This is a genomic window from Vibrio mangrovi (assembly GCF_024346955.1).
GTDB classification, from domain to species: Bacteria; Pseudomonadota; Gammaproteobacteria; order Enterobacterales; family Vibrionaceae; genus Vibrio; species Vibrio mangrovi.
Genome location: NZ_AP024883.1, coordinates 851887 through 876186 on the forward strand (window position 1 = coordinate 851887; position 24300 = coordinate 876186).

The window sequence follows — 24300 nt, forward strand, 5'->3', positions numbered from 1 at the left end:
CCGAATTTAGCGCGATATCGTTGTCTGGAGCGTTTTAATGAAACCCATGAAAAATCTGGCTCAGTATTATGTCGACCTGTTGGTCAAGCTGGGGATTCTTCGTTTTTCCATTCTTTTAGCTCTGGCGCTGGTTGCCTTGGCTGTTGTTGTTCAGGTCGGTATTACGCTGGCACTGCATGGCTATGTCGATAATATCGATATTATCCGGTCAGTATTCTTCGGTCTGATCATTACACCCTGGGCGGTTTATTTTCTTTCGGTGGTGGTGGATCAGCTTGAAGAATCCAGACAACGGTTATCCAAACTGGTTGCGAAATTAAAAGATATGCGCTCCAGAGATCAGGAGCTGAACTATCAGTTACAACAGAATATTGCCAAGCTGAATCAGGAAATTGAGGAGCGTATTAAAGCGGAAGAAGCCAGAGAAGAAGCGATGGCTGATCTGGAAAACGAGGTTTACCAACGGGAGAAAACCCAGTTAGAACTGGCGGAACGGACGGCCTTACTCCGGTCTTTTATCGATGCATCTCCCGATTTGATTTATTACCGTAATGCTGACGGCATTTTCTCCGGCTGTAACCGGGCGATGGAAGAACTAACCGGAAAGAAAGAGAGAGAATTGGTTGGTCTGACACCGTGGGATGTTTACAGTGAGGAAATTGCCCAGCCTATTGTTGAAACCGATGAGCAGGTGTTTTCACAAAACTGCTCAATTACTTATGAACAGTGGCTGGAGTATCCGGATGGCAGAAAGAACTATTTTGAAATCAGGAAAGTCCCGTTTTACAGCAAAGAAGGCCGTCATTTGGGACTGGTCGGGTTTGGCCGGGATATTACCGAGCGTAAACGCCATGAAGAGTCACTGGAAAAAGCCAGCCGGGATAAAACCACGTTTATTGCGACGATCAGTCATGAATTAAGAACGCCTTTGAACGGAATCGTGGGTCTGAGCCGTATGCTGCTGGATACAACCATGACTCAGGAGCAGCGGAAGTATCTGCAAACAATCCATGTGAGTGCTGTAACTCTGGGGAATATTTTCAACGATATTATTGATATGGATAAGTTTGACCAGCGTAAGCTGGAGCTTTTCCCTCAGCCGTTGAATTTTGGGGAGTTTGTTTCCGAAATTGAAAGTCTGGCAGCATTGATGGCAGAGCAGAAAGGCCTGCGCTTTGATCTGGAAAGACTGACAGACCTGCCATGTGCCGTCTTGGTTGATGGCACAAGGTTACGTCAGGTGCTCTGGAATCTGCTGAGTAATGCGATGAAGTTTACCCGGGAAGGCGGCATTGTTATGACTGTGAGTACGGAGATCGAGAATGACTCCGTCCATATTGTCATGGATATTGAAGATACGGGAATTGGGATTCCTGAAGCGGATCTGGATAAAATCTTTGCTATGTATTATCAGGTGAAATCCGGCAAAGATAATCTTCATGCGGTGGGAACCGGGATTGGGCTGGCGGTATCACGACAACTGATCAATCTGATGGATGGTGATATCTCCGTAAGTAGTGAAGAAGGTTTTGGTAGTACTTTTACCGTCTCACTCAGCGTGCCTCTGGCTGATGATACGCAGTTGAAACCGCTAAAACCGTTATCACAGAAAAAACTAAACATTTTTATGGTGGAGGACATTGAGCTCAATGTCACTGTTGCGAAATCGTTGCTGGAAAGCCTGGGCCATTCTATAACCGTGGCAATGAGCGGTGAAGAAGCGAAACAAGCCTTTGTCCCGGAAGAGTATGACCTTGTGTTATTGGATATCCAGTTACCGGACATGACCGGCTTTGATGTAGCGCAGTTTTACCGGGAGCAATACGGTCAGGAATATCAATTGCCGCCGCTGGTGGCTTTGACTGCGAATGTATTGAAAGATAAGCGGGAATATCTGGAACAAGGCATGGATGATGCGATCAGTAAACCTCTTTCGGTTGTTGCCATTCAGGAGGTTATCAGCCGTTATTTTGGTTCTGACAGTGTTCCTGAAATGCAGCATTCGCATGACGAAGAAGAAGATAAGAAAAAAGACCAGTATGGTCGTATTCTGGATCTGGATATGTTGAGTTCTTATGTGGATATTGTCGGGACACAGCCGGTGCTGGACAGTATTGATATGTTTGAAGAAATGATGCCAGACTATCTGGATATTCTGGATTCAAACATGGTGGCAAAAGATCAGAATGGCATCGTTTCTGAGGCGCATAAGATTAAAGGTGCTGCCGGTTCTATCGGACTGGCCAGAATCCAGTCTGTTGCACAGAAAGCCCAGTCTCCGGAGGCGCCGGCCTGGTGGGAGAATATCACTGACTGGGTTGAAGAGATTAAAACTGAATACCGGCAGGATATTCAATTGTTGCGACAATGGCTGAATGAAAGATAACAGATAAAAAAACAAGCCTTCTGCGAGCAGTAGGCTTGTTCTATATGTAACTTATTCTGAGAAAAGTAAATTACTCTTCAATATCACCGCAGAATCGATATCCTTCACCATGAATGGTTGCGATAATCTCCGGAGTACCCGGTGTTGATTCAAAGTGTTTCCGGATCCGGCGAATCGTAACATCGACAGTACGATCATGAGGTTTCAGTTCACGCCCGGTCATTTTCTTCAGCAGATCTGCACGAGTCTGGATTTTGCCCGGATTCTCACAGAAATGAAGCAGAGCCCGGAATTCGGAGCGGGGAAGTTTATAGCTGTCACCATCTGGATTGATTAGTGAACGGCTATTGATATCCAGTTCCCAGCCATTGAAGACATACCGTTCAACAGAGCGTTTTTCTTCATGGACTGCATTTGAGTTCATCGAGCGGCTGAGAAGGTTGCGGGCACGGATTGTGAGTTCTCTGGGGTTAAACGGTTTGGTAATGTAGTCGTCGGCTCCGATTTCCAGGCCAAGAATTTTATCGACTTCATTATCACGACCGGTCAGGAACATCAGCGCAACATCAGCTTGTTCTCTTAGCTCACGGGCGAGGAGCAGACCATTTTTGCCGGGTAGGTTGATATCCATTATCACCAGATTGACTGATTTATCCGACAGAATATGGTTCATTTCTTCACCATTACTGGCTTCGTATACAGCGTATCCCTCTGCTTCGAATATACTCTTAAGAGTGTTACGAGTGACTTGCTCGTCTTCAACGATAAGAATCTGCGGGGTTTGCATCGGCGGTACCTAATTTGTGAAAAATTTGTACTAAATATAGAACTTATTATTGGTAATATATAACACACCATTAATGATATGTTGATAAAAAATCAAAGTATTCATAAAGAATACAACATGCTCATTGTCCCGCCATCCGTGGATGTGTGCTGCAAGGTGCTCCGTAACCTTGTTTGATTTTGTTGTTTGTTGCGACGGATTTTATATTGTTAACAGCATGCTAACAACGGTAGATTGTTAATACCAAACAGTTTGTTGATTTATGTCAAGAGACGAGTTTTTCTGAAACATGGGGATTTCCATGAGGTTGGTATGGGGCAAAAACATGTAATTGATGATGTGCTATGGCAAGCTTATGCATCCACACATTTTCTTTTTTATCAGGATTTTAATGTGCCAGAGTATGCGATTATTACGGCATGGAACCCGAAAAGCCGATTGTTGTCTTATCAGGATAATCGATCAAATAATGAGCAGTTGTGTCAGTGCTTCAGCGACAATTATTGGGCGATGGTTTTAGCCGGAGATAAGGCTTTTGAATGGGTAGAAGAGAGCTTTGCGGTTGCAATTTGTCTGGAATTAGCTTTGAATCTAGCCCGACAGTTTGAACAGAATGCGATTTTTTATGTCCGGGACGAGACTGTTTTCCTGCATTCCTGTATAGACTCCCGATGCGATGAACTGGGAGCGTTGTCCGAAAGAATTTATGTGTCCGGCTGACTGATTTCCGCATGACGGTCCGGCTGGTGGATATACCAGTTGTGATATGTGGACGGTGAGCCGTGCACCAACAAATTTTAAGATAATATATCATGGAGGAATGATGAGAGATATAACACCAGATCTTTGCGATAAGTATGAGTCACAGGTGACTCTGCTTGATCTGCCTTTACAGAACTTCGGGCAGAGAAGTGCATTTTGGGGAGAGATTGTCACAGTTCGCTGTTACCACGACAACTCAAAAGTAAGAGATCTGCTTCAGCAAGACGGCAAAGGAAAAGTGCTGGTTGTCGACGGGCATGGGTCATGCCAGAAAGCCTTATTGGGTGACCAGATTGCATATGAAGCGGTTAAAAACGGATGGGAAGGCATTATTGTTTACGGTGCCGTACGGGATGTAGTTGCTCTGTCTGAGCTGGACCTTGGTGTGAAAGCCTTAGGTGTCTGCCCGTATAAGACAGAGAAAAGAGATGCCGGGCGGGTTAATGTAACTCTTTCAATGATGAATCAGATGGTTCAGCCCGGAGACTACATTTATGCCGACTGGAACGGAATTCTGCTTGCGGAACAGCCATTGGAAGTCAACTGATCTCAATTCTGTCCAGTCAGGTTTCATCAGGGGAAAGTCGTGAAGAATCTATTTTTAGCGTATTTTTTGCCGATAAAGTAAAAAAAGATAACTTTTCATTGACTCGTCCCCTAAAAATAAGGTAAACGTAGAGCAACGTTATCGTATTGAGTCGAAGTTAAAATGACATTCAGCCAGCCAGTAGTAATGATTACCACCATTATTATTACCGACATTACCAATGTTGGGGCAGGCTGCTGAGCGAAAGAACTTCAAAAAAAGGCCTGTATCCCGAAAGATACAGGCCTTTTTTTATACCATTTAATCATACTGGAGGAAGGGATGCGTGTATTAAAATTTGGTGGGTCGTCTTTGGCCGATGCCGACCGGTTTTTACGAGCTGCACAAATTATCGCAAACAATGCCCGGCAAGAAGATGTCTCTGTGGTGCTTTCAGCTCCAGGGAAAACGACCAACAAATTAGTTGCGGTGATCGAATCTGCACAGCAAAGAGGTGAGGCCGGATTACAGATTGCCGAGCTTGAATCGTCTTTTCACACCTTATATCAGGATATTCAGGCCGAAGTGCCGAATATTAATGGTGATGTGTTTGCTGATGCTGTTCGTCAGTCGATGTCTCAGCTGCGCAATTATGTTCATGGCATAGGGCTGTTGGGAACCTGTCCGGATCATGTCAATGCACGAATCATCAGTAAAGGTGAACGTATCTCTATCCAACTGATGAAAGCTGTTCTGGAAGCCAAAGGACACGATGTCAGTTTGATTGACCCGGTGAAATATCTGCAAGCCAACGGTAGTTATCTGGAAGCGATGGTCGATGTGGATGCGTCAACCGAAAACTTTAAACAGTCCCCGCTTCCTCAGAATCATGTTCACATCATGCCTGGCTTTACTGCGGGGAACTCAAAAGGTGAATTGGTTTGTCTGGGACGTAACGGCTCGGATTATTCCGCTGCTGTTCTGGCTGCATGTCTGCGAGCTGAATGCTGTGAGATCTGGACGGATGTTGATGGGGTTTATAACTGTGATCCCCGCTTGGTCAATGATGCCCGTCTGTTGAAATCACTGAGTTATCAGGAGGCGATGGAGTTGTCTTACTTCGGAGCTTCAGTATTGCACCCGAAAACAATCGCACCGATCGCACGTTTCCATATTCCATGTCTGATTAAAAACAGTTTTAACCCTCAGGGGGCGGGAACTCTTATCGGTCAGGATACCGGAGAAGATAAGTTACCGATCAAGGGAATCACGACGCTTAATGACTTAACTATGGTCAATGTCTCTGGCCCTGGTATGAAAGGGATGGTCGGTATGGCTAGCCGGGTATTTGGTACTATGTCCGCTGCCGGTGTTTCCATTGTATTGATTACTCAGTCTTCATCTGAATACTCAATCAGTTTCTGTATCGAATCTCAGGATAAAGAGAAAGCGAAGCGGGCGTTGTCTGAAGCGTTTGAGCTGGAATTAAAAGATGGCCTGCTGGAACCGGTTGATTTTATGGATGATCTGGCGATCGTAACACTGGTCGGTGACGGTATGAGAACAGCCCGGGGGATTGCATCTCAGTTTTTCTCGTCTCTGGCTGAAGTTCACATCAATATTGTTGCGATTGCTCAGGGATCGTCTGAGCGGGCCATTTCTGCGGTTATTCCTGAAGATAAGATTTCTGAAGCGATCAAAGCATGTCATGAAAACTTATTCAATTCAAAACATTATCTGGATGTGTTTGTTGTCGGTGTTGGTGGTGTTGGTGGCGAGCTGGTTGATCAAATCAACCGTCAGCAGGAAAAGCTGGCCTCGAAAGGGATTATTATCCGGGTTTGTGGACTGTCGAATAGCAAAGGGATGCTGTTAGATGCGGAAGGTCTTCCTCTGGATGACTGGCGTCAGCGTTTGCAAGAAGGCGCATCCGAGTCATTCAGCCTGGCTCGTCTGATTGCTCTGGTACAACGGAATCATATCATTAACCCGGTATTGGTTGACTGTACTTCGAGTGAAGTGATTGCCAATCAATACGTTGATTTCCTCAGTGCAGGTTTCCACGTTGTAACCCCGAACAAACGGGCCAATACTGCCAGTATGGCTTACTATCAGCAACTCCGTGAGGTTTCAAGAAACTCCAGACGTAAACTGATGTATGAGACAACCGTGGGTGCTGGTCTGCCGGTTATTGAGAATCTACAAAACCTGATTGCTGCCGGTGATGAACTGGAACGTTTCAACGGCATTCTGTCTGGTTCTCTGTCATTTATTTTCGGTAAACTGGATGAAGGACTGACTTTAAGTCAGGCAACCGGAATTGCTAAAGATAAAGGCTTTACTGAGCCGGATCCCCGGGATGACCTGTCAGGAATGGATGTTGCACGTAAGTTATTGATTCTGGCCCGTGAATCCGGAATGAAACTTGAGCTGAACGATATTGAAGTTGATCAGGCGCTTCCACCGGGTTTTGATGCTTCTGGAAGTGTTGAGGAATTTATGGCACGTCTTCCTCAGGCGGATGGATATTTTACTGAGCTTTGTGCAAAAGCTGCTGCTGAAGGCAAAGTGTTACGTTATGTCGGAGAAATTGCGGATGGCCGTTGCCGTGTTCGTATTGCTCAGGTGGATGAAGACGATCCGATGTTTAAAATAAAAGATGGCGAGAATGCACTGGCATTCTACAGTCGTTATTATCAACCGATCCCTCTGGTTCTGAGAGGATATGGTGCAGGAACAGAAGTGACGGCCGCAGGTGTTTTTGCGGATGTAATGCGCACACTAGGCTGGAAATTAGGGGTTTAATTTTATGAGCACACAACAAGAAAGTGTGGTTGTTTATGCACCGGCTTCAATCGGGAATGTCAGCGTCGGATTTGATGTTTTAGGTGCAGCGGTTTCTCCGGTAGACGGAACATTGCTGGGAGACCGGGTTGAAGTAAAAGCAGGAGAAACGCCTTTTTCATTACAAGCAACCGGTCGTTTTGTGGATAAACTGCCAAGTAATCCTCAAGAGAATATCGTTTATGACTGTTGGGTTGTTTTTGGCCGGGAACTGAAAAAGAAAGCGGTTGATTTAAAACCTGTTGAAATGACCCTTGAGAAGAATATGCCAATCGGGTCAGGTTTAGGTTCGAGTGCATGTTCCATTGTTGCGGCGCTGGATGCGCTGAACCAATTCCACGGTAATCCACTGAATGAAACAGAACTACTCGCACTGATGGGAGAAATGGAAGGCCAGATCTCTGGTGGTGTCCATTATGACAATGTTGCACCGTGTTATCTCGGCGGAGTGCAACTGATGGTCGAAGAGCTGGGAATTATCAGTCAGGAAGTTCCCTGCTTCGATGATTGGTTCTGGGTCATGGCTTATCCGGGGATTAAAGTATCTACTGCTGAGGCTAGAGCGATTCTGCCAGCACAATACCGGCGTCAGGATATTATTGCTCATGGCCGCTATCTGGCTGGATTCATTCATGCATGTCATTCAAATCAGCCGGAGTTGGCAGCAAAAATGATTAAAGACGTGATTGCAGAACCATACCGTGAGAAACTATTGCCCGGTTTTGCTGCTGCTCGTCAATATGCGGCTTCGGCTGGCGCTTTAGCAACTGGAATTTCCGGCAGTGGTCCGACGCTGTTCAGCGTTTGCCGGGAGAAAGAAGTTGCAGAACGTGTAGCCCAGTGGCTGATACAAAATTATGTACAGAATGAAAATGGATTCGTCCATATTTGTCGCCTGGATAAGCAAGGCTCCAAACAGACAGGAAGTAAGCTATGAAGCTTTATAATATTAAAGAGAACGATGAACAGGTTTCTTTTGGTCAGGCGGTCCGTCAGGGGCTTGGCCGGAATCAGGGATTATTTTTTCCATCAGAACTGCCTCGCTTTGAAGATATTGATGGGTTGCTGGCTGAGGATTTCGTATCCCGCAGTGCAAAAATTCTATCGGCTTTGATTGGTGATGAATTGTCACCAGAAACTGTAAAATCTTTGGTTGGCAATGCATTTCAGTTTGCAGCACCGATTCAGAAAGTGAAAGATCAGGTCTATGCTCTGGAGCTGTTCCACGGTCCGACGCTGGCATTTAAAGATTTCGGTGGCCGTTTTATGGCTCAGTCTCTGGCTGCCGTATCTAATGGCGGAAAAATTACCATTCTGACTGCGACTTCAGGAGATACCGGAGCTGCGGTTGCCCATGCTTTTTATGGAATGGACAATATTCAGGTTGTGATCCTGTATCCGAAAGGGAAAATCAGTCCGTTACAGGAAAAACTGTTCTGTACTCTAGGCAAAAATATTCATACCGTTGCAATTCACAGTGATTTTGATGCTTGTCAGGCATTGGTGAAGAAAGCATTTGATGATCAGCAACTTCGTGATGAAGTTGGCTTGAATTCTGCCAATTCAATAAACATTAGCCGACTGATGGCTCAGATCTGTTACTACTTTGAAGCTGCTGCGCAGATGACGAAAGAGGAACGTGAAAATCTGGTTGTGTCTGTACCGAGTGGTAACTTTGGTAACCTGACTGCCGGTATGTTGGCAAAAGCTCTGGGGCTGCCAATTAAGCGTTTTATTGCGGCAACCAATGTGAATGACACGGTGCCACGTTATCTGGAAACAGGTAAATGGGAACCGAAAGCAACAATTGCTACCACATCGAATGCGATGGATGTCAGTCAGCCAAACAACTGGCCTCGGATCGAAGAACTGTGCCGTATTCAGGGCTGGGGACTGGAAACTATAGGGAAAGGTGCTGTTACTGATGAGCAGAGTGCCGAATCAGTACGTGATCTTCATGCTTTGGGTTATCTGTGTGAACCACATGGTGCCATTGCTTACCGGACATTAGATGAGCAATTGCAACCGGGAGAAACCGGACTATTCCTCTGTACTGCGCATCCGGCTAAATTTAAAGAAGTTGTCGATGACATTCTGGAAACGGATATTCCTTTGCCAGGGCCGTTGGCAAAACATGCTGAAATGGCATTGCTTTCTGAAGAGCTTGATGATGATTTTGATGCCCTGAAAGAGATTTTGCGCCGGGTCCAGAAATAAGTCTTATAGAAAACAGAAAAGAAAACGGCACCCAGATATGGTGCCGTTTTTTATGTCATGTATGTACAGTAAGACATGACTCTTGAGCAGGCTCGATCTCCGCGATTACAGTGTTTCGGTGAAAGTCCGGGCGATTACATCGCGCTGTTGCTCTGGAGTCAGTGAATTGAAACGAACTGCGTAGCCTGACACACGAATCGTCAGTTGCGGGTATTTTTCCGGATGTTCAACAGCATCTTCAAGTGTTTCACGACGGAGTACATTGACATTCAGATGCTGACCACCTTCAATTCGTGGCGCTTTTTCGATGGCGAGTTCACGGGATTCATATTCACCGAGATCGCTGGCAGGAATGATTTGGTCATATTGATAACCAGCAGTTGCCGCCATACAACGTGCTTCGTTTTTTTCCTGATCAAGAAGCCAGATAGAGTTGACCAGTTCATCATTCGCTGCTTTTGTAATTTGGATACCCTGAAGCATTGCTTTCTCCTCATCCACATTTGTGGCGCTGATTGGTGTTAACTTTCAAAATAAGTTGAGCTGATTACTATATAGCAATTAACCACTTTTATTGTATTGATTTAAGTCAAAAAATAACAACTAAATTTGTGTTTGTGACTGCAAATTCTTTGATTTTTGTCAATAAGTCATTAAAAAATATGAAATTAAAATTTTTTTAAATATTAAAAAAGTTTTTAATAATTATTTTGTCGTAATTTTACTACATTTTTCCATTGTGAAAGAAACTGGTGAATAGGACATTGAGGGGATAGAAAAAAGAATGAAAGACCAGAAATTCATCGGAGCACATGTTTCTGCTGCCGGAGGTGTTGAGAATGCGCCGTTACGCGCATATGAAATCGGTGCTAATGCTTTTGCACTTTTTACTAAAAATCAACGGCAATGGCAGGCGAAACCGTTGTTACAAAGTTCCATCCGTGCCTTTCAGGAAAATTGCCGGAGATATGGATTTGAGCCTCAGCATATTCTGCCGCATGACTCTTATTTAATTAATCTGGGGGCACCGGAAGCTGAGAAGCTGGAGAAGTCCAGAAATGCTTTTGTTGACGAGATGGAACGTTGCCGGATGCTTGGACTTCGTCTGCTGAACTTCCATCCCGGGAGTCATCTGAATCAGATCAGTGAAGAAGAGTGTCTGGCTAAAATTGCAGATTCAATTAATCTGGCACATCAACAGGTACCGGATGTGATTGCCGTGATTGAAAACACTGCGGGGCAGGGAAGTAATCTGGGGTGGCGGTTTGAACATCTGGCCCGGATCATCGAACTGGTTGATGATCAGGAACGGGTCGGCGTTTGCCTCGATACCTGCCATTTATTTGCCGCCGGGTATGATTTGAGAACGGAAGAGGCTTGTCAGCAGACATTTCATGAGTTTGATCAACGTGTTGGAATGCACTACCTCAGGGCAATGCATCTTAATGATTCAAAAATAGAGTTAGGCGGACTGGTTGATCGTCATCATTCTCTGGGGCAGGGTAAGATCGGATGGTCTTGTTTCGAGTATATAGCCCAAGATACTCGCTTTAATGGTATCCCGTTGATCTTGGAAACAATTCAGCCAGATTTATGGCCGGATGAGATTCAGAGCTTGCGTGATTACGCTTCGGGTGTAGCCGAAACAAAGTGAATGGATAAATTGGCATATTTTTTTCATGGGATATGAGGTGAATTTTATTTTCCATTTGTGTCTGGAGGTTTTTATGTCATTCACTACAAATTCAATATCCCGTCCCGCATCTCCTTTGCCAACGCCGAATCGTCATGTTACCGGTCAGGGGCATCATCGCGGGGTTCCGCCTCGTGGCAGATAAGCAGGAATTACATTTTGCCAGTGCAACTTGATTCTTTTTGTGAGTAGAATAGTGCCATTCTGTACACTATTTTAGGATGGCGCATGACAAATTCACTGAGCTGGCACGATGTAATCGGAGCGGAAAAGCAGCAACCATATTTTCAGGAAACGATGGCCTACGTTGAGAGTGAGCGTCACAAAGGAAAGGTTGTTTATCCACCGGCGAAAGATGTATTTAATGCTTTTCGCTATACTGAGTTCAGTGATATTAAGGTCGTTATTCTGGGACAGGATCCTTATCATGGCCCGAATCAGGCTCATGGCCTCTGCTTTTCTGTATTACCTGGAGTGAGAACGCCACCATCGCTGGTCAATATGTATAAAGAACTGGCTCAGGATATTCCTGGCTTTTCAATACCTGAGCATGGTTACCTGAAGAGCTGGGCTGAGCAGGGGGTTTTTCTTCTCAATACAGTTCTGACCGTTGAGCAGGGTAAAGCTCATTCACATGCTGGAACCGGATGGGAAACTTTTACCGATCAGGTCATTGCAGCGATTAATGATCATGCACAGAACGTTGTTTTCTTGTTGTGGGGTTCTCATGCACAGAAAAAGGGACGTTTCATTGATCGTGCCAGACATTGTGTTCTGACCGCTCCTCATCCTTCACCACTGTCGGCACATCGCGGATTTCTTGGCTGTGGTCATTTTTCTAAGACAAATCAGTATCTTTGTGAGAATGGAAAGACACCCATCAACTGGCAGCCCGTTCTGGATTAAGGTTGAAGCGAAGATAAATTGCGGTTTTTACGACCAGAATCAAAACAGTTCCCCGATAAGTTATATACAATTTGTTTACCACATTATGAACCGGAGAGGCGACATGATGATAGAACGGATTCGACGGGAACATGGTTATATGACCCGTTTGCTGGCAATTCTTAAGCGGAAGCTGCAAAGACTTCAGAATGAAGAAACAGTCAATTATTCCCTGATTAAAGAGATTGTTGACTATTTGAGTACTCATTCAGAATCTGCACACCATCCGAAAGAGGATTTAATTTACCAGTACTATATGCAGAAGTACGGTGAAAGGGAGTATATCGCTGATCTGGAAGCTGACCACCGGCATCTATCTGAAAAGACACATGAATTCCTGGGAGTCATCGACATGATTCTACAGGATGTTATTGTCCCGCAGGATGTCTTTATCAATCAGTTATCTGATTTCATTATTGAACAAAAACGTCATTTGGATCTTGAAGAGAGGGATATTCTGCCGCTGATCAAACAGACCTTTACGGTTGAAGACTGGCAGCATGTTGAGGGGCAATGGACACAAAACGAAGATGATCCCGTTTTTGGTGAAACCATTGCCGATCGATACAAACAGCTTGCCCAACTCGTCAGAGACGAGCAACTGGAAGAACACTGATATGAAAAAGGTTCCCTAGGGAACCTTTTTAGTGTCTCAGATATCGATATCGTCTAATTCCAGGCTGATATCCATGTCCATCAGTTCTTTCTGCAGACGCCGTTTATCGCGTATTGCTTCTATTTCTCTCCACATTCGCTTTGCTGGTTTAGAGCGGGTTACCCGGATTTTACTGATCTCTTTTTCAAGTAAATCTTCAAAGTGCAAATCATCCATAATTAGCCTCTTTTACTTTGTCTGCTCTATATTGAGTCTTAAATATCACAACTGAAGTCAGTGTATCTATGATATGTTTCTCATTTGTTTCGATTTGATGACTTATTTCTGAACGAATATCCCTATTTTTGTCTGAGTAAAATTAAATTGTATATTTTTTGTTCTATCGAACGCTGGGAAATGGATTAAATTTTTCTGATATTGTTAACAAGTTTTGTTGAGGGAGAGATGACCAAGCCAGTTTTGGCGGTTTTGATTCAAGCGAGTCGGATTGCTTATTACAGGTAATTGTCAATATTGGCTAGATCGCTTGAATAACGCAATTCCCTACTTTTATCATGGCTCTAAAATTCGCTTCTTTTCGGAAATTTGTAAAGCATTATTTTAAATTTTTGTTGTTTTTTTGTTCTTTCTTGTAATGGATTGTTGTGAAATTGATTATAAAAATAGGATTTGGGCATAGTGTTGTGTATTGATTTTTTGTTCGTTCGATAGCATTATCTCCCGCGCTGAGTGAATGTGTTTGCTATTTATTCGGATATATATGCCAGGAACAGGGATTGTTACCAACAACTATAAAGCAGGGAAGTATCAGGTGATAGTGATAGAGCAAGGCTTTGCTCTGAACTCTTGAAGAGGTTCTCGTGACAGACTTAATCAACTTATTGAATGACCTGCTTTGGGGGTCAATCCTTGTTTATTTATTGGTGGGAGTCGGGATTTATTTTACCGTCCGGCTTGAGTTTATCCAGATTCGTCATTTCCGCCATATGTTCAGTGTGCTGAAAAATAGCCGTAAGGCCGATAATGCAGGTATTTCGTCTTTTCAGGCATTGTGTACCAGTCTCGCGGCCAGAGTCGGAACAGGAAATATGGCTGGCGTGGCTGTCGCACTGACTGCCGGTGGACCGGGAGCAATTTTCTGGATGTGGATGACAGCTATGGTCGGTATGGCGACTTCCTTTGCGGAAAGCTCGCTGGCTCAGCTGTATAAAACCAAAGACCGGGATGGTAATTATCGTGGCGGACCGGCCTATTACATGGAAAAAGGTCTGGGAATGCGCTGGATGGGCGTGTTGTTCTCGATTTTCCTGATGATTGCATTCGGCTTGGTTTTCAATGCCGTGCAAGCCAACTCGATTACCAATGCGCTGAATACCGCTTTTGGTTATGAGCCGGAGTATATTGGTTCCGGAATCGTGATTTTATCCGCGTTCGTTATTTTTGGTGGTATTCGGAAAATTGCCCGGACAGCCGAATTGATCGTTCCACTGATGGCCATTGCTTATCTGGCAATTGCGATTTTCATTCTGCTGACGAACATTGAAAAGCTTCCGGCAGTATTCAGCCTGATTTTCAAAAGTGCTTTTGGTTTTCAGGAAGCCGCCGCTGGAGGTCTGGGTTATATGGTTGCTCAGGGAATGATCAATGGCGTCAAACGGGGATTGTTCTCAAATGAAGCCGGTATGGGATCTGCGCCGAATGCAGCAGCAACAGCCACACCATATCCGCCACACCCTGCATCTCAGGGGTATGTGCAGATGTTGGGTGTCTTTATCGATACGATTGTGATCTGTTCTGCCACTGTAGCCATTATTCTGATGTCCGGTGAATATGTTCCTCATGGTGAAATTACCGGAATTGAATTAACGCAGCGTGCACTGGATTCTCAGGTCGGTGGGTGGGGCAGTATTTTTGTTGCCTTTGCAATCTTCTTTTTTGCTTTCACATCGATTATTGCCAACTATTCGTATGCAGAGACCAATCTGGTTTTCCTTGAGCATAATAACAAAAAAGGATTGGCTATCTTCCGCATTGTGTTCTTAGGGATGGTTATGTTCGGCTCTTTAGCAACACTGCCGACAGTCTGGGCAATGGCTGACGTCTCTATGGGATTAATGGCGATTGTGAACCTGATTGCGATTCTGTTGCTGTCGGGAATTGTGATTAAACTGGCCAAAGATTATAACCGTCAGCTGAAAGCCGGGAAAATACCGACATTTGATGTGAATGATTATCCCGAACTTCAGTCCCAACTGGAAGAAGGTATCTGGGAACAATCTAAAGACTAATTATTGGTTTTGCCGATAACATATATTGAGAGAGCCATGCAGACAATGCATGGCTTTTTTTGTAGGCTATGCGTATGTCATGTCAATGCTACAAATAAACTGATTATCCGCAGACCAAAATTAATGGCATTGGTATAACCTCAGGACGCAGGAGTTGGTGTATTTTATGAGTTACTGTTGTGTCAGAGAATGATAATAAATCCGAAAAAATCAGCCAAGAAAGGAACAGCGCATGTTAATTGTCGTTTCACCCGCCAAAACACTGGACTATGAATCCCCTTTAGTTACCGACAAACATACGATGCCTGAATTGCTGGAACATTCAGAAGATTTAATCAACGTTTGCCGTCAGTTGACGCCTGCCGATATCGCATCTCTGATGAAAGTGAGCGATAAGATTGCAGGTCTGAATGTAGCCCGCTTTGCTCAGTGGAGTAATACATTCTCTTTTGAGAATGCCCGTCAGGCCATTCTTGCGTTTAAAGGTGATGTCTATACAGGGCTTGATGCTGAAAGCTTATCTGATGATGATTTGGACTACGCACAGCAGCACCTGCGGATGTTATCCGGACTTTATGGTGTGTTGAAACCTCTGGATCTGATGCAGCCTTACCGGCTGGAAATGGGCACGAAGCTGGCAAATCCAAGAGGGAGCAACTTATATCAGTTCTGGGGCAATGTGATTACTGAGACTCTGAATCAGGCGATTGAGGCTCAGGGAGATAATATTCTGGTGAATCTGGCATCGAATGAATATTTCAAAGCTGTTCAGGTCAAAATGCTTGATGCTCAGGTGATTACTCCGGTATTTAAAGATTGTAAAAACGGGCAGTATAAGGTGATTAGTTTCTACGCCAAAAAAGCCAGAGGAATGATGGCTCGCTATATCATTGAGAACCGGATTGATTCTGTTGAAGGTCTGTTGGCTTTCGATGTCGCCGGTTATTATTATGAGGCCGGAGAATCGACACCGACTGAATTGGTTTTCAAACGGGAAGAACAGTAAATTTCTTCGGAGGAAGGGGGGGTATGTTACGCTGGTTGAAACGTTGTCTGGTCCGTTACGATAACTGGTGCCGGCGTATGGGATTAACGCCGGAGCAAAAAAGGAGTTGTGTGCCTTACCGGAGTGAGATGACAGATGCAAAGCAAAAGCATGGAAAAGATAGTTAAGCCGCGCTTGTTCGATACTCACTGCCATTTTGATTTTCAGCCGTTTCAGTCTGATACTGCGTTGTCCTGGCAGCAGACTTATGATGCCGGTGTAACCCGGCTCCTGATTCCTTCTGTTGGTATGAATAACTGGGATGCGGTGAAAAAACTGACCACCATGGCACCTCAGCAGCTATTTTATGCACTCGGTTTTCACCCTTATTTTTTAACGACTGATACTGGTTTTATGACTGGCACCGGTTCAATGACTGACGGCGGCGCTATGAATCTCCGGGAGCGGATTTCCTGTCTGGAAGCTTATCTGGCTGAGCACGACGAAAATTGTGTGGCGATTGGTGAATGCGGACTGGATGCGATTGTCGATGTGCCGCTCTCTTCTCAGGAAGAAATATTCATAGCGCAGTTGAGTGTAGCCAGAGATGCCGGGTTACCGGTTATTCTGCACAGCAGAAAGACTCAGGCACGTCTGTTACAACTTCTCAAACAGCATAAATTTACTCAGGGTGGAGTTCTTCATGCTTTCTCAGGAAGTGAGCAACAGGCTCAGGCATTTATTCAACTGGGATTTAAAATCGGGGTCGGTGGCGTGATTACTTACCCTCGGGCAGCAAAAACACGCCGGACTGTGGCCCGGTTACCTCTCGATGCTTTAGTGCTGGAAACTGATGCGCCGGATATGCCGCTGTATGGGTTGCAGGGGCAGGATAACCATCCGAAGTATTTGCCGCTGGTTCTGCAGGAACTGGCTCAGTTGAGAGCATGTAGTATCACAGATATTGCTGAAACGTTATGGTTTAACAGCCATCAGATCTTTGGCCTTCATTGTTCCTGAAAAAGCTCTTCCGGCAAGCCGGAAGAGCCTGGTCAGAAATAAAACGCTATTCGCGTTCTTTGGTATAAGGAACGCCAATGGCTTTTGGTGCAATCGCTTTGCCGATAAATCCGGCAAGCAGGAAGACTGTCAGCAGGTAAGGCAGGGCTTCGATGGCCTGAACCGGGATTGGGAAATCTCCGATGCTGACACCCTGAAGGCGAATTGCCAGTGCATCGAGGAAACCGAACAGCAGACAAGCGCTCATTGCCGTCATTGGACGCCATTTGCCGAAGATTAACGCAGCCAGCGCCATATAGCCCTTACCGGCACTCATATTCGGAATAAACTGGGCCGTTTGTCCGACAGAAAGGTAAACACCGCCCAGACCGACGAGGATGCCACACAGAACCATTGCACCATAACGCATCCCAACGACCGAGATTCCTGCTGTATCAACCGCAGCCGGTGCTTCTCCGACTGCTCTCAAACGTAAGCCGAATTTAGTTTTGAACAGAACATACCACGACAGTGGAACAATCACGAACGCCATATATTCAATGATGGAATGACCACTGAGCAGCTCTGAGTAAAGCAATCCGATGACCGGGGTGTTGGCAAGTGCATCGGCACCCGGCAGATGGATTGGTGCAAAACGGGCAGCACCGCTCAGAGCTGGTGTCTGGCCGCCTTGGTGGAACCAGTAACGTCCGAGGGTGATTGTCAGGCCGGTTGCTAAGATGTTGATTGCCATACCACTGACGACCTGATCGCCTTTATGTGTGATAGAAGCAAAACCATGTAGCAGGGCAAGCAGAACGGATATCGCCACACCGGCAAGAAGCCCCAGCCAGGCCGAACCGGTTACATGAGCAACGGCAGCTCCGGCAAACGCTGAGGACAGCAGTTTTCCTTCCAGAGCAATATTCACCACCCCTGAGCGTTCACTGAACATCCCTGCCAGTGAAGCCAGAATCAGGGGCGTCGCCACACGAATGGTGGCATCAAGCATCAGGATTATCGTTTCAAACATCATTACGCTCCCTGTTTTTGTGTGCTGAACAGACGCAGATAAGTTCGTTCAAGTGTGGGTCTGAACATGTGTTCTAATGCTCCGGAGAACAGAATCACCAGCCCTTGCAAAACAACGACAATATTGCGGTCTACGCCGTATTCAAAGCTCAGTTCCGCTCCACCCTGATACAGGAAACCGAACAGTAGACTGGCAAGCAGCACACCAACCGGATGGTTACGTCCCATCAGGGCAACTGCGATTCCGGTAAAGCCAAAGCCTTCGACAAAATTGAGCTTAATCTGGTGAAGTTCACCCTGTAGAACATTAATGCCAAAAAATCCGGCCAGCATGCCTGAAATCAGCATAGTGATGACAATCACTTTGACATAGCTGATACCAGCATAAGCTGCTGCCGAAGCATTAGATCCGATAGCACGAATTTCATATCCCCAGCGGGTGTGCCAGATAAACAGCCAGACCAGCACACAGCACAATAATGCAAAAATGAAACTGAGATTTAAGGGACTGGAAGCCATCTGAATACCGAATACAGCCAGAATGTCATGCATCTTCGGTAACCAGCTTCCGGCTGCGAAGACCCGGCTTTCTGTTGCCATGGTATTCTCCGGTTTGAGAATATCCACCAGCAAATAAGCCATCAGAGAGGCTGCGATAAAGTTGAACATGATTGTTGTAATAACAATATGTGAACCTCTTTTGGCCTGCAGATAGGCAGGAATAAATGCCCAGGCGGCACCAAATAGTCCTCCGGCCAGGACGGCACACGGAAATACAATATACCAGGGTGCATATTCTCCCAGAGTCAGGCAGATCAGTCCGACACCTAAACCACCGATATAAGCCTGACCTTCGACACCGATATTAAATAGTCCGGCATGATAGGCGACGGCGACGGCTAATCCGGTGAAGACAAAGCCCGTGGTGTAATAAAGTGTATAGCCGATACCTTCGGCATAGCCGAATGCTCCGGTCCACATGACTTTAATCGCATCAAGTGGATTGATTTCAATATAAATAAATAACAGGGCTGAGACTAAAAATGCGACCATGACATTGATCGCCGGGAGAAGTCCAATCGTCACCCAGGCAGGAACTTTGACCTGACTCATGCATTGTCTCCTTGATTTGCAGGGTTGCCGATATGATCAGGAACGATATTGGCCATCATCAGCCCCAGTGTTTTTTCATCGGCCTGATCTGCACTGATTTCTCCAACGATAGCGCCATCGAAGACCACAATGATTCTGTCAGCCAGAGTCAGAATTTCATCAAGTTCAACCGAGACCAGAAGAACCGCTTTTCCTGCATCCCGGCAGGCAATGATCTGCTGGTGAATATATTCGATTGCTCCAATATCAACCCCGCGAGTCGGCTGACCGATCAGCAACACATCCGGGTTTTCTTCCATTTCCCGGGCAATCACCAGTTTTTGCTGGTTTCCGCCGGAAAAGTTGGCCGTTTTCAGGTTGATATCATTCGGGCGAACATCCCACTTCTTCATGCTTTCCTGACAGATTTGAGCAATCGCCTGTTTATTCTGGAGTAACCCTTTGTTGTATTTAGGCAGGTGATGATAACCAAGGATATAGGCTTCCTGTGCCTCAAATTTATTGATCAAGCCCTGTTTATGGCGATCTTCGGGAATATGGCCGACACCCATAGCCCGAATTTGTTGAGGATCAGCTGGATTATCTGCGTCGATGGTATGACCGTTTAAGGATATCTGACCTTCGGTTGGGGTTAGCATACCGGAAAGAAGTCCCAGAATTTCTGACTGACCATTGCCTGAAACCCCGGCGATTCCGACCAATTCCCCTTCACGAACAGAAAAACTGATATCTTTTACTCGCTTCACACCGGAGCTGTCGATATAACTGAGTTTTTCTACGCGGATCAGCTCTTTTTTCGGTTGAGCTGCTTCTTTATCAACTTTTAATCTGACTTTTCGTCCGACCATAAGCTCGGCAAGCTCTTCTTTATTAGTTGCCGCTGTTGCGACATGGGCAACCATCTGTCCCTGACGCATAACGGAAACATTATCTGTAATTGCCAGAACTTCCCGGAGTTTGTGGGTAATGATGATAACGGTTGTTCCCTGACTACGCAGTTTATCCAGAATCGCGAATAAGTGATCGGCTTCCTGAGGCGTTAAAACACCGGTCGGCTCATCAAGAATCAGAATCCTGGCATCCCGGTAGAGAGCTTTGAGGATCTCGACCCGTTGCTGGAGACCGACCGGAAGCTCTCCCACGATCGCATCAAGAGGAACTTCCAGTCCGTAATCCTGTTCGATCCGGTGTAGTTTTTCTCTGGCTGACGACAGGCTTTCTTCAAGTTTCCAGCCTTGTTCCGCTCCGAGAATGATGTTTTCCAGTACGGTAAATGTATCCACCAGCATAAAATGTTGGTGAACCATTCCGATTCCCGCCCGAATTGCATCTTGTGAGTTGGTGGGGACGTATTCCTGATGGTTAACCTGCATGTGACCGGCATCAGGGTGATAGAAACCGTAGATAATGCTCATCAATGTTGATTTTCCCGCGCCGTTTTCACCAATGATTCCGTGAATGGTTCCTGCGGGGACTTGCAAATCAATGGCTCGGTTGGCATGCACCGCTCCGAATCGTTTATCGATCTTTTGGAGTTCGATGGCATAAGTTTGAGATCGAGTCACGTAAAATATTCCTGCAACTTAAATAACAATAACATCTGAATTGTGGCTGCTCATATCACGATACATTGTCTGATTAGAATTATTATTGATTAGAATAACAGGGCGTGTTGACCTTTCATGATGGTTTTTGCAGCAATTTGTCGTGCATTTAGCCAAGGCAGGTCATGTGAAGTGTAGCGATCTACATGAACTATGACCTAACGCTGGATAAATGGGCGACAAATGCTGCCCAAAGGGTTCATCTGAACGAGTCTTGCTCTTTGTTGCGGGTCATTTACTTAGAATGGCTAAGTAGCATGCCCCGCGCCGCGATCAATACCCGTTCAGATTGAACAAAATTCAATCATGAAAGGTCAACACGCCCTAGTACGCCGCTGATTTTGCAGCGGCGTGATTGATATGAAGCAGTAATCCTGAGTCCTAGTACTTACATGTGTTGTCTGACATATAGTCATGAACTTTGATTTTTCCTGAAATGATGTCGGCTTTCAGTGTGTCCATATATGACTTCATTTCTTCGGTGATCAGAGACTGGTTGTACTGATCCAAAGCCCAGTCGACAGAATTTTCTTTCAGGCCTAGGGATTTGATGCCTGGTTTCCAGTCTCCGGCCATTTCTTCCTGCCAGCTTTCTTTCGCTGCTTTTCCGACCAGTTTCACCATCGATGTCAGCATGGTTCCTGGCTGAAGGTGGTTTTGGTTCGAATCTACCCCAATGGCAAACTTTCCTGCATCTTTTGCTGCCTGATAGACACCAAGACCTGTTCCGCCAGCTGCCGCATAGATAACATCAGCACCCTGTGAAAACTGTGATTTTGCCAGTTCTGAACCTTTGGCCGGATCAGCAAAAGCAGCTGGTGTAGAGCCGGTCATATTTTGCAGAACTGTAATCTTAGGATTGGCGTACTTGGCACCTTGCTCGTAACCACATTCAAACTTGCGGATCAGTGGAATATCCATGCCTCCGACAAAACCAACCACGCCAGTCTTTGATGCTTTGGCTGCTAATGCACCGACAAGAAATGAACCTTCCTGTTCTTTAAAGACGATTGACTGGACATTGGGCTTATCGACAACCATATCTAAGATGGTGAAATGAATTTGGGGAAACTCGGTTGCGACTTTTTCTACTGCTGAAGCCATATTGAAACCCACGGCAACAATTGGGCTGAATCCCCGACTGGCAAGGCGACGTAATCCTTGTTCGCGCTGTGCTTCATTCTGAGGTTCAAATTCACGAACCTTTAGTCCTTCTGCTTCCATGGCTTTGACGCCATTTTGATAGACAGCTTCATTAAATGATTTATCGAATTTTCCGGCAGTATCGTAAATGACTGCTGGTTTGGCTTCTGCCAGAACATTGAATGAACACATTGCTAATGTTAGTGCAGACAGTTTAAGAATGGACTTTTTCACACTTAAATCCCTATATTGAAATGCCACTGTTTACCTGCCTTCAAAGTAAATGTATTCATTGAAGGCATTTATTTATAGATAGACAGTTAGTCAGTCTATCGGTTTGCTGAGAAAAAAAAATCGACTATCTCACATAGATCACATTTTTTTTAACTTTTAATGTGATGCAGGATTATTAATGTTTAATTTTTGTTAAATGTAACATTTTTTATGACAAATGTTGCTATTTTTTGTGATCTGCTCTGATTATTTATGTAATGCAATAGGTTTTGTTTCATGTTGGTGCAATAACCATGCAGTAAATGTCTCACTTCAAGTTTCTGATATTCTTATATAATGTAATTCTTGATATGCCACAAAAGTCTTATATGGTTTATCTGGTACGGTCGCTTTTGCTTCCTGATTCTATTTTTTTGGTGCAACGAATAAGCATCTGCAAATTGTAGTATGACTCAAATATTGCCGTATGAGTTTTGTATGTTTGATGTTTTATCTTTGTTAATTTGGGGTATCAGTCTGGTTGTTTTTGTGATTGGTATCAATAATTGTGGTGAATGAAATTTCTTTTGCGGATAAATGCGTGACATGTAATTGCTTTTGATAGGTTGCTCCGTATAATCCGCCCCGAAGACTCTTCCTCCACTCAAACGAATAATTCACAAATAAGGATTCATAAACTATGGGTTTGTTTATGAGCTTAGTAGGGATGGTTGTTCTGCTCGGAATCGCCTTCCTGCTTTCAGATAACCGTAAAGCAATCAATTTCAGAACGGTTGGCGGTGCTTTTGCTGTCCAATTTTTATTAGGTGGTTTTGTTCTCTATGTTCCATGGGGCCGGGATATTCTGGCCGGTTTGTCCGCTGGAGTTCAGAACGTAATTAACTATGGAAAGGATGGCATAGGATTCCTGTTCGGCAACTTAGTCAATTTCTCTGTTGATGGCCTTGGCTTTATCTTTGCCTTTCAGGTACTTCCTGCTGTTGTTTTCTTCTGTTCTCTGATCGCTGTCCTGTACTACATCGGTGTGATGCCGGTAGCGATTAAAATTATCGGTGGTGCTTTGCAAAAAGCTTTGGGAACATCCCGTGCCGAATCGATGTCTGCTGCTGCCAATATTTTTGTCGGTCAGACTGAAGCCCCGCTGGTTGTCCGGCCTTATGTCCCTAAAATGACGCAGTCTGAGTTGTTTGCCATCATGTGTGGTGGTCTGGCATCTATTGCAGGAAGTGTGCTGGCCGGATATGCGGCAATGGGAGTTCGTTTAGAGTTTCTGGTCGCCGCGTCATTTATGGCCGCTCCTGGTGGATTACTGTTTGCGAAAATTATGAAGCCGGAAACTGATACGCCGGATAGCCATGAAATGACCGATTTTGATGCGGGTGATGATAAGCCGTCTAACCTGATCGATGCTGCGGCAGGTGGTGCATCAACCGGGATGCAACTGGCTCTGAATATTGGTGCTATGTTACTGGCATTCATCGGCTTGATTGCATTAGTGAACGGAATGCTCGGTGGTATTGGCGGCTGGTTTGGGATGCCGGAGCTTTCGCTGGATCTTATCCTTGGCTGGGTGTTCTCACCATTGGCTTTTGTGATTGGTGTTCCCTGGGCTGAAGCAACAACAGCCGGTTCATTTATCGGTCAGAAGATCGTGTTGAATGAGTTTGTGGCTTATTCTAACCTTGTACCTTACATCGGTGATCAGGCCCAGGTCGTAGCGGCAACGGGTCAGGTGATGTCGGAGAAGACAACTGCAATTATCTCTTTTGCTCTATGTGGATTTGCTAACCTTTCTTCAATCGCAATTCTGTTGGGTGGTTTGGGCGGTATTGCTCCGAATCGTCGTCATGATATTGCCCGGATGGGGATTAAAGCGGTAATTGCCGGTACGTTATCGAATCTGATGGCTGCCACGATAGCTGGTTTCTTCCTGTCTTTTTAATACGACAGGTTAATTACAGCATATGAATATGCCTCAGGGTGAATACCTTGGGGCATTTTTATTCATAGCTGAACAAATGAATGGGAAAAGAATGAGATCCAAACCGATTGCGTGATCGGCAGAGTCTCTATTCTCCTGTATCCCTGACTTGATGGTGGGATAAAATTATCAGATTCCTGCCTGA

General features: G+C 45.2%; 21 protein-coding genes and 1 other annotated feature. Of the genes, 14 read left to right on the forward strand and 7 right to left on the reverse strand.

Annotation, left to right across the window (positions count from 1 at the left end; all coding sequences use genetic code 11):
* Positions 1 to 37 precede the first annotated feature (37 nt).
* Positions 38 to 2386: an aerobic respiration two-component sensor histidine kinase ArcB gene (gene arcB / locus OCU74_RS03790; protein WP_087480318.1), complete on the forward strand. Its 2349-nt coding sequence runs from the start codon at positions 38 to 40 to the stop codon at positions 2384 to 2386.
* A 70-nt stretch (positions 2387 to 2456) separates the two neighbouring features.
* On the opposite strand, the gene arcA is transcribed toward arcB, so the two are convergent.
* Positions 2457 to 3173 (reverse strand): two-component system response regulator ArcA, encoded by a 717-nt coding sequence (arcA, locus tag OCU74_RS03795; protein ID WP_087480319.1) that lies wholly within the window; start codon positions 3171 to 3173, stop codon positions 2457 to 2459.
* Positions 3174 to 3485: 312 nt separating this feature from the next.
* Between arcA and OCU74_RS03800 the strand changes: the two genes are divergently transcribed.
* The 5 genes from OCU74_RS03800 (at position 3486) to thrC (ending at position 9522) form a co-directional block, all read left to right on the forward strand.
* The gene (locus OCU74_RS03800) at positions 3486 to 3893 is read left to right on the forward strand and encodes a DUF3293 domain-containing protein (protein ID WP_087480320.1); all 408 of its coding nucleotides are present in this window, start codon (positions 3486 to 3488) and stop codon (positions 3891 to 3893) included.
* Between the two features lie 103 nt (positions 3894 to 3996).
* The gene (locus OCU74_RS03805; protein ID WP_200807702.1) at positions 3997 to 4482 is read left to right on the forward strand and encodes a putative 4-hydroxy-4-methyl-2-oxoglutarate aldolase; all 486 of its coding nucleotides are present in this window, start codon (positions 3997 to 3999) and stop codon (positions 4480 to 4482) included.
* Between the two features lie 174 nt (positions 4483 to 4656).
* Positions 4657 to 4776: a sequence feature (Thr leader region), on the forward strand.
* Between the two features lie 27 nt (positions 4777 to 4803).
* The gene (gene thrA / locus OCU74_RS03810; RefSeq protein ID WP_087480322.1) at positions 4804 to 7266 is read left to right on the forward strand and encodes a bifunctional aspartate kinase/homoserine dehydrogenase I; all 2463 of its coding nucleotides are present in this window, start codon (positions 4804 to 4806) and stop codon (positions 7264 to 7266) included.
* 4 nt (positions 7267 to 7270) lie between these two features.
* Positions 7271 to 8242: a homoserine kinase gene (thrB, locus tag OCU74_RS03815; protein WP_087480323.1), complete on the forward strand. Its 972-nt coding sequence runs from the start codon at positions 7271 to 7273 to the stop codon at positions 8240 to 8242.
* Entirely contained in the window at positions 8239 to 9522 is a 1284-nt protein-coding gene (thrC, locus tag OCU74_RS03820; RefSeq protein ID WP_087480324.1) for a threonine synthase, read from the forward strand. Before thrB ends, thrC begins: the two co-directional genes overlap by 4 nt.
* A gap of 105 nt (positions 9523 to 9627) precedes the next feature.
* Here the strand turns inward: thrC and grcA are convergent, their stop codons facing one another.
* Complete coding sequence (gene grcA, locus OCU74_RS03825) at positions 9628 to 10005, reverse strand: autonomous glycyl radical cofactor GrcA (protein WP_087480325.1); 378 nt, start codon at positions 10003 to 10005, stop codon at positions 9628 to 9630.
* A gap of 301 nt (positions 10006 to 10306) precedes the next feature.
* On the opposite strand from grcA, the gene nfo reads away from it, so the two are divergent.
* From nfo to OCU74_RS03840, 3 genes are all read left to right on the forward strand, one after another.
* The gene (gene nfo, locus OCU74_RS03830; RefSeq protein ID WP_087480326.1) at positions 10307 to 11176 is read left to right on the forward strand and encodes a deoxyribonuclease IV; all 870 of its coding nucleotides are present in this window, start codon (positions 10307 to 10309) and stop codon (positions 11174 to 11176) included.
* A gap of 267 nt (positions 11177 to 11443) precedes the next feature.
* The gene (ung, locus tag OCU74_RS03835) at positions 11444 to 12121 is read left to right on the forward strand and encodes a uracil-DNA glycosylase (RefSeq protein ID WP_087480327.1); all 678 of its coding nucleotides are present in this window, start codon (positions 11444 to 11446) and stop codon (positions 12119 to 12121) included.
* A gap of 103 nt (positions 12122 to 12224) precedes the next feature.
* A complete protein-coding gene (locus OCU74_RS03840) occupies positions 12225 to 12776 on the forward strand; it encodes a hemerythrin domain-containing protein (protein ID WP_087480328.1) in 552 nt (183 codons plus the stop codon).
* Positions 12777 to 12812: 36 nt separating this feature from the next.
* Here OCU74_RS03840 and OCU74_RS03845 read toward each other — a convergent pair whose 3' ends face one another.
* Positions 12813 to 12992 (reverse strand): DUF3545 family protein, encoded by a 180-nt coding sequence (locus tag OCU74_RS03845; RefSeq protein ID WP_087480329.1) that lies wholly within the window; start codon positions 12990 to 12992, stop codon positions 12813 to 12815.
* Between the two features lie 644 nt (positions 12993 to 13636).
* Between OCU74_RS03845 and OCU74_RS03850 the strand changes: the two genes are divergently transcribed.
* From OCU74_RS03850 to OCU74_RS03865, 4 genes are all read left to right on the forward strand, one after another.
* Positions 13637 to 15064 carry an alanine/glycine:cation symporter family protein gene (locus OCU74_RS03850; protein WP_087480330.1) on the forward strand — a complete coding sequence of 476 codons (1428 nt, stop codon included), beginning with the start codon at positions 13637 to 13639 and terminating at the stop codon, positions 15062 to 15064.
* A 232-nt stretch (positions 15065 to 15296) separates the two neighbouring features.
* Positions 15297 to 16070, forward strand: coding sequence for a peroxide stress protein YaaA (gene yaaA / locus OCU74_RS03855; RefSeq protein ID WP_087480331.1), 774 nt, complete (start codon positions 15297 to 15299; stop codon positions 16068 to 16070).
* Between the two features lie 23 nt (positions 16071 to 16093).
* Positions 16094 to 16237, forward strand: a complete 144-nt coding sequence (locus tag OCU74_RS03860; RefSeq protein ID WP_200807689.1) for a DUF5363 family protein — start codon at positions 16094 to 16096, stop codon at positions 16235 to 16237.
* Positions 16221 to 17069, forward strand: coding sequence for a TatD family hydrolase (locus OCU74_RS03865; RefSeq protein WP_087480332.1), 849 nt, complete (start codon positions 16221 to 16223; stop codon positions 17067 to 17069). Before OCU74_RS03860 ends, OCU74_RS03865 begins: the two co-directional genes overlap by 17 nt.
* A 46-nt stretch (positions 17070 to 17115) precedes the next feature.
* On the opposite strand, the gene OCU74_RS03870 is transcribed toward OCU74_RS03865, so the two are convergent.
* The 4 genes from OCU74_RS03870 to OCU74_RS03885 form a co-directional block, all read right to left on the reverse strand.
* On the reverse strand, positions 17116 to 18081 hold the full coding sequence (locus OCU74_RS03870; protein WP_087480333.1) for an ABC transporter permease: 966 nt from the start codon (positions 18079 to 18081) through the stop codon (positions 17116 to 17118).
* Between the two features lie 2 nt (positions 18082 to 18083).
* The gene (locus OCU74_RS03875) at positions 18084 to 19193 is read right to left on the reverse strand and encodes an ABC transporter permease (protein WP_087480334.1); all 1110 of its coding nucleotides are present in this window, start codon (positions 19191 to 19193) and stop codon (positions 18084 to 18086) included.
* Entirely contained in the window at positions 19190 to 20758 is a 1569-nt protein-coding gene (locus OCU74_RS03880) for an ABC transporter ATP-binding protein (RefSeq protein WP_087480335.1), read from the reverse strand. Before OCU74_RS03880 ends, OCU74_RS03875 begins: the two co-directional genes overlap by 4 nt.
* A 420-nt stretch (positions 20759 to 21178) precedes the next feature.
* Positions 21179 to 22174, reverse strand: a complete 996-nt coding sequence (locus tag OCU74_RS03885) for a BMP family lipoprotein (protein ID WP_234993563.1) — start codon at positions 22172 to 22174, stop codon at positions 21179 to 21181.
* A gap of 679 nt (positions 22175 to 22853) precedes the next feature.
* Here OCU74_RS03885 and OCU74_RS03890 point away from each other — a divergent pair.
* Complete coding sequence (locus OCU74_RS03890) at positions 22854 to 24116, forward strand: NupC/NupG family nucleoside CNT transporter (protein ID WP_087480336.1); 1263 nt, start codon at positions 22854 to 22856, stop codon at positions 24114 to 24116.
* The last annotated feature ends 184 nt before the right edge of the window (positions 24117 to 24300 follow it).